The organism is Frankia sp. CoBUL1 (assembly GCF_978021245.1).
In genome coordinates this window covers 1-5,494 of the sequence record NZ_CDXDOS010000229.1, presented here as the reverse complement: position 1 = coordinate 5,494, position 5,494 = coordinate 1, and the positions used below count along the sequence as shown (strand labels likewise).

Annotated in this window: 7 protein-coding genes; 6 read left to right on the top strand and 1 reads right to left on the bottom strand. The window is 67.7% G+C overall.

The features are described from left to right. Nucleotides 1-348: 348 nt before the first annotated feature. The 4 genes from AC08OX_RS14415 to AC08OX_RS14400 all read left to right on the top strand — a co-directional run bounded on the left by AC08OX_RS14415 (nt 349) and on the right by AC08OX_RS14400 (nt 3,557). Nucleotides 349-1,104, top strand: coding sequence for a glycoside hydrolase family 16 protein (locus AC08OX_RS14415; RefSeq protein WP_476608292.1), 756 nt, complete (start codon nt 349-351; stop codon nt 1,102-1,104). A 147-nt stretch (nt 1,105-1,251) separates the two neighbouring features. Further along, nucleotides 1,252-1,899: a serine O-acetyltransferase gene (locus tag AC08OX_RS14410; RefSeq protein ID WP_476608291.1), complete on the top strand. Its 648-nt coding sequence runs from the start codon at nt 1,252-1,254 to the stop codon at nt 1,897-1,899. 285 nt (nt 1,900-2,184) lie between these two features. Further along, nucleotides 2,185-2,961 carry an LOG family protein gene (locus tag AC08OX_RS14405; protein ID WP_011438215.1) on the top strand — a complete coding sequence of 259 codons (777 nt, stop codon included), beginning with the start codon at nt 2,185-2,187 and terminating at the stop codon, nt 2,959-2,961. Next, nucleotides 2,958-3,557 (top strand): LOG family protein, encoded by a 600-nt coding sequence (locus AC08OX_RS14400; RefSeq protein ID WP_476608290.1) that lies wholly within the window; start codon nt 2,958-2,960, stop codon nt 3,555-3,557. The genes AC08OX_RS14405 and AC08OX_RS14400 overlap by 4 nt, the downstream gene beginning before the upstream one ends. A gap of 15 nt (nt 3,558-3,572) precedes the next feature. Here the strand turns inward: AC08OX_RS14400 and folP are convergent, their stop codons facing one another. Continuing rightward, nucleotides 3,573-4,490 carry a dihydropteroate synthase gene (folP, locus tag AC08OX_RS14395; protein ID WP_476608289.1) on the bottom strand — a complete coding sequence of 306 codons (918 nt, stop codon included), beginning with the start codon at nt 4,488-4,490 and terminating at the stop codon, nt 3,573-3,575. A 54-nt stretch (nt 4,491-4,544) separates the two neighbouring features. Between folP and AC08OX_RS14390 the strand changes: the two genes are divergently transcribed. Further along, nucleotides 4,545-4,907, top strand: a complete 363-nt coding sequence (locus AC08OX_RS14390; RefSeq protein ID WP_063579555.1) for a DivIVA domain-containing protein — start codon at nt 4,545-4,547, stop codon at nt 4,905-4,907. Between the two features lie 222 nt (nt 4,908-5,129). Then, nucleotides 5,130-5,297 (top strand): DUF3117 domain-containing protein, encoded by a 168-nt coding sequence (locus AC08OX_RS14385; protein WP_007511639.1) that lies wholly within the window; start codon nt 5,130-5,132, stop codon nt 5,295-5,297. The last annotated feature ends 197 nt before the right edge of the window (nt 5,298-5,494 follow it).

The window sequence follows — 5,494 nt, the reverse complement described above, 5'->3', positions numbered from 1 at the left end:
GTGAGATGGCTTACCGTCGAGTCAACTGGTCGTGCCGGCGGAAGATGTGGGGCGTGGTGGATGAAACCTCGGGTGAGGCGTTGGAGACGGAGTCGACGTGGAGGACTGGTCGCTCTTCTTCTCGTCTGCCTGGTCGTGGGATGTGGAACCTCGAAACGGGAATCTGGTTCGCCGCAGGCCACTCCTCGACCTTCGGTGGCCGGTCCGGGCGTTGGCGGCATGGTGACCTCCTCCGCGCTACCATCCGGCCCACCGTCGGCGACCGGCACCTCGGCAGGTTCTAGTCCCCGATCCTCCGGAGAGGCTTCTCCGCCGAATGGTCCGCGGACTCCGCGAGAGGATGACGGGATGGAGCCGCGACTGCTGTGGTCCGATGAATTTGACGGTCCGGCGAACGCCTCGGTTGATCCCGCCAGGTGGTTGATCACGCAAGGGGGGAAATGGGGGCCGACGGACGTCTCCTGTTATACGGCCGATCCCCGTAACGTCGGCCTGGACGGCAAGGGCCATCTCAAGCTGACGGCGATTGCGGAGAAATCTCCCATAAAAACCTGTGGGGATACCCACTTCTCGTCGGGCCGGGTGGAGACCCGCGGTAAGGCCACCTGGAGATATGGGTACTTCGAGTTCCGGGCCCGGCTGCCGATCGGTACCGGGACGTTGCCTGCTCTCTGGCTCCTAGGGCCGAACGGAATTTATGACTGGCCTCGCTCCGGCGAGATCGATGTCGTCGAGGCGACGGCAAACGAGCCGGCCACGGTCCATACCAACATTGTTGGAGTTGATGGCTCTGGAAATCGTTGGGAGGCCGGCTGGTGGGGGTCGGGAAAGAACTATGTCTACCCAGGTGGCACGCTTGCGGACCGCTATCATAACTATGCTCTTGACTGGGGGTCGAACAGGCTCGACTTCTATTTCGATGGCCTTCTCATCCGCCATCTCGAGCCGAAGGACACGCCGGTTTGGCTGTGGAACAAAGACTTCTATATAATCATGGATGTCGCCGTCAGTGCGAAGCTGAGTCCCCCGCTTCCGCCGGCCTCCGCGTTCCCGCAGACGCTGTTCGTAGACTATGTGCGTGTCTATTCAGGCAGACCATGGTAAGGCCGGACTTCCAAGATTTTTTCGGCTGGCGCCCCGACGATACTGTGGCAGTGCCCTGCGAAGTGGCTTATACCCGCCGGCTGAAATCAACGATCTACCGGCAGTGGACGACCATTTCTCATCCATTTTTTGCCAGGGGAGAGTTCGTTGAAGGATGTTGTTCTTCGGGATATTGACCGATTTGTCTACTACGACAACGATGGCCGTCGACCCCGCTCGATCGGGGCCAGCCGCATCGCTGCTGTTCTGAACAACCCCGGCCTCCAGGCGATCCTCGTCTACCGGTTCGGTGCGTTCGTCGCAAGTCCGCAGAAAGGCGTAGCCGGGGCGGCAGGACGGCTCTTGGGCACGGTTGTCTACCGCGTTCTGTCTCGGGTCTCGCAGATCGTGACGGGTATCTGGATCTCCCCCGCCGCCAGGATAGGTCCGGGGTTCTTTATCGCCCATTTTGGGGGTGTGATCATTGGTGCCTGTGAAATTGGTGAGAACTGCAACGTAGGACACGATGTGACGATAGGAAAGAGCGGTACTGGCGAGAAGTTCGGTCGCCCGACAATCGGCGATCGGGTGAGTATCGGGACTGGAGCGAGGATCCTGGGTCGTCTTGAGGTGGGAGACGACGCCCTGGTGGGCGCCAATGCCGTGGTAACCCGATCGATTGCTACTCGATCGGTCGCGGTGGGTGCTCCTGCCCGCGTGGTCTCGAGCCGGGGCGCCTTCGAGTATGTCGAGTACTTCGGGATGGTGCGGGACGAGGCCAGAAGGGCGTCGCTCGGCCTGGTCAGCTCGCCATAGCCTCGCCCTGACCTCGTCCACCGTCGTCCTACTACCGTGCGGGCATCGTGATGTGTCTGTCGGAGCGTGGCCTATGGTGCCGTGGTGACGCCGTCCTTGAGCCCGGAGCCGCCCTCCCCGCCGCTTGCTGAGGGGGAGGGCGCCGTGCCTTCTTCTGACGACCCGCCCATGGGACGTCCCACGGCTTCTGGGGCTTCTGGTCCCGCTGCCGGTCCGGGAACCTCGGCCCGCCCGGGAGCTCCCGCAGGCGGTGGGACCGGGACCGGTAGCGACACGGGGATCGCGATGGGGCGCGAGCGCCGGATCCCGCCACCGGAGCAGTTCCGTGGGCCGGTCATCGCCCGGCGTGGCCAGGTGGAGCACTCCACCACGGATCAGCGCCTGCTCGACACCCGCAGCCCCTCGGGTTTCGTCCATTCCGACCCGTGGCGGGTCATGCGGATCCAGAGCGAGTTCGTCGAGGGTTTCGGCCTGCTCGCCGAACTGCCACGGGCGGTGACCGTCTTCGGCTCGGCCCGGATTCCCCCGGACAGCCCGTTCTACGGGCAGGGCCGGCTGCTCGGCGCCGCGCTCGCCGAGGCCGGTTTCGCGGTGATCACCGGCGGGGGGCCGGGCGCGATGGAGGCGGTGAACCGTGGGGCCCAGGAGGCCGGCGGCCTGTCGGTGGGCCTCGGCATCGAGCTTCCCTACGAGCAGCGGCTCAACGACTGGGTCGACCTCGGTGTCAGTTTCCGCTACTTCTTCGTCCGCAAGACGATGTTTGTGAAGTACGCCGAAGCGTTCGTGATCCTCCCCGGTGGGTTCGGCACGCTCGACGAGCTGTTCGAGGCGCTGACCCTGGTCCAGACCGGCAAGGTCACCCGGTTCCCGGTGGTGCTGATCGGCTCCGAGTACTGGTCGGGACTCGTCGACTGGATGCGGACGACCCTGCTGCCCGCCGGCCTGGTCCAGGAGCGGGACCTGCAGATCCTCTCGATCACCGACGACATCCACGAGGCCGTGCGCATCATCCTGGAGGGAACCGCCGGGCACACCCGGCCCGCAGGTATGGATATTCCGTGAACGTCTGCGTGTACTGCGCGTCCTCCGAGCTGATCGACCCCTCGTACGTCCTGCTGGCGGCCCAGACCGGCACCGAGCTCGCCCGGCGCGGCCACACCCTGGTTTCCGGCGGAGGCTCGGTGTCGTGCATGGGGGCGATCGCCCGGGCGGTGCGGGCCAGCGGAGGTTACACGGTCGGCGTGATCCCGCGGGCGCTGGTCGCGATGGAGGTCAGCGACCTGGACGCGGACGAGATCATCGTCACGGAGACCATGCGGGAGCGTAAGGCGCTCATGGACGCGCGCTCGGACGCCTTCCTGGCCCTGCCCGGGGGCCTGGGCACCCTCGAGGAGCTGCTCGAGGTCTGGGTCGCCGGGGTCCTGCGCATGCACACCAAGCCCGTGGTGCTCCTCGACCCCGACGGGGTCTTCGCCCACCTGCGGATTCTCGTCGACGAGATGGTCGACCGCGGGTTCGTCCGCCCGCGCGCCCGGGATGCCCTCCGCTGGGCGACCGGCATCGGCGAGGCGCTGGACTTCCTGGAGGCGGGCGTGACAGCGGCGACCGTCACCTCGCCTCCGCCCCCGACCCCGCGGGAGATCGTCGAAGGCGACTGAGCCCGTTCCTGTTCATCAGGCGAGGCCGCGGCGAGCGACGGCGAGGTCGACGTCGCCCCGGATCGCCGCGACCATCCGCAGCGTCCGCCGCGTCGCCGCCACCTGGTGCGCCCGGAAGACCCGGGCCCCGAGCCAGGCGCTGACCGCGGTCGCGGCCAGCGTGCCCTCCAGGCGTTCGTCGATGCCGGTGTCCAGGGCCTCCCCGACGAAGTCCTTGTTCGACAGCGCGACGAGCACCGGCCACCCGGTGGCGACCAGTTCCGGCAGCCGGCGGGTGGCCTCGAGGGAGTGGCGGCTGTTCTTGCCGAAGTCGTGCCCCGGATCGACGAGGATCGCATCCGGCCGGACCCCGAGCGACGCCGCCCGCTCGGCGAGCCCCACCGTGGTGGCGACGATGTCGGCGACCACATCGTCGTAGACCATCCGGTGCGGCCGGGTGCGCGGCGGCAGATGGCCGGCGTGGGTGCAGACCAGACCGACGCCGAACTCGGCCGCGACCTCGGCGAGCGCCGGGTCCACCCCGCCCCAGGCATCGTTGAGCAGGTCGGCGCCCTCACCCGCGACGACCCGTCCGACCTGCGCGCGCCAGGTGTCGACGCTGATGACCAGCCGGGGATGGCGGGCCCGGACCTCGGCGACGAAGCCAGCCACACGGCGCAGCTCCTCGGCCGCACTCACTTCGCCGCCGGGCGCGGCCTTCACCCCGCCGATGTCGATGATCCCCGCCCCCTCGTCGACCGCACGGTCGACCGCAGCCAAGGCCTCGGCCGCACCGTATGTCGCCCCGCGGTCGAAGAAGGAGTCCGGGGTGCGGTTGACGATCGCCATCACGATCAGCTCGGTCGGCTCGAAGGTCCGCGGACCCAGCCGTAGCGGATCCAGTCGTTGCGGATCCAGTCGTTGCGGGGCCGGGTGGGCAGCGTCGGCATGCACCGGGCCAGCCTGCCAGAATCACCACGATCGGCGGGCCGTGGCACGATCGGATGTGTGGTGCTCGTCATCGAGATTGTGATCGTGGCCGCCGTCGTCTTCGCGGTGGCCGCGCTGGCCGTCGGTCGCTTCGATCGGCTCGCCCCGGCGCCGCCGGACGGCGCTCCTACCGGACTACCTGCCGGCATGGTAACAGCCGGTGACGTTGCCCGCACGCGGTTCGGGATGGCGCTGCGTGGTTACCGGATGGCCGAGGTCGACGCCGTCCTGCTTCGGCTCGCCGACGAGCTGGCCTGGCGGGACGAGGAGCTGGCCCGGCGGGACGAGGAGCTGGTCCGGTTGGCCGCCTTCGCGCGCGTCGACACCGCGCCATCGCCGGACGGGCATCGGGATACTCGCTCGCCACAGATCGACGAGTGATCGCAGCCGACTGTCTGTGGCATCACAGTCGACTGTTGGTAACCGGTCGATCTGACCTATGCAGGGACACGCGCAGGCGTTGTCGTCAACATCGACGCCCACCTCTCGATGTTGCGGCGGGCGACTGTTGTGATGCCGCGCAGAGACGTGTTTCGGTTTGCGGTCCGGTCTACGGGATAATCGTCGTCAGATGCAGGTCCGACGGCAGGAAGAGGTGCACCGATGGCGGCCATGAAGCCGCGGACGGGTGACGGTCCGCTCGAGGTGACCAAGGAGGGGCGCGGCATCGTCATGCGTGTCCCGCTGGAGGGGGGCGGTCGGCTCGTCGTGGAACTCACCGCCGACGAGGCGAGTGCGCTGGGGGATGCCCTGAAGACCGCGGTCGGTTAACCGTCCGGGTGTCCGTCCGCGTGCGCTGTCCTCGCGTCCGTCCCGCGGCAGCCGGGTTCCGTGGTGGTCCGGCGGTCTCGGTGAGTCCGGCGGTCCCGGTGAGAAGGCCGGCATGAGCATCGTTGATTCCGCGTCAGGCCCGGCGATCGACGGGCTCATCAGGCTTCCTCCCGGCGTTACCCTACGGTCCGCCACCG

Excerpts from the sequence above, each read along its gene's own strand:
- AC08OX_RS14385 (WP_007511639.1), top strand. The coding sequence starts at position 5,130 with ATGGCGGCCATGAAGCCGCGGACGGGTGACGGTCCGCTCGAGGTGACC.
- AC08OX_RS14415 (WP_476608292.1), top strand. The coding sequence starts at position 349 with ATGGAGCCGCGACTGCTGTGGTCCGATGAATTTGACGGTCCGGCGAAC.
- AC08OX_RS14405 (WP_011438215.1), top strand. The coding sequence starts at position 2,185 with ATGGGGCGCGAGCGCCGGATCCCGCCACCGGAGCAGTTCCGTGGGCCG.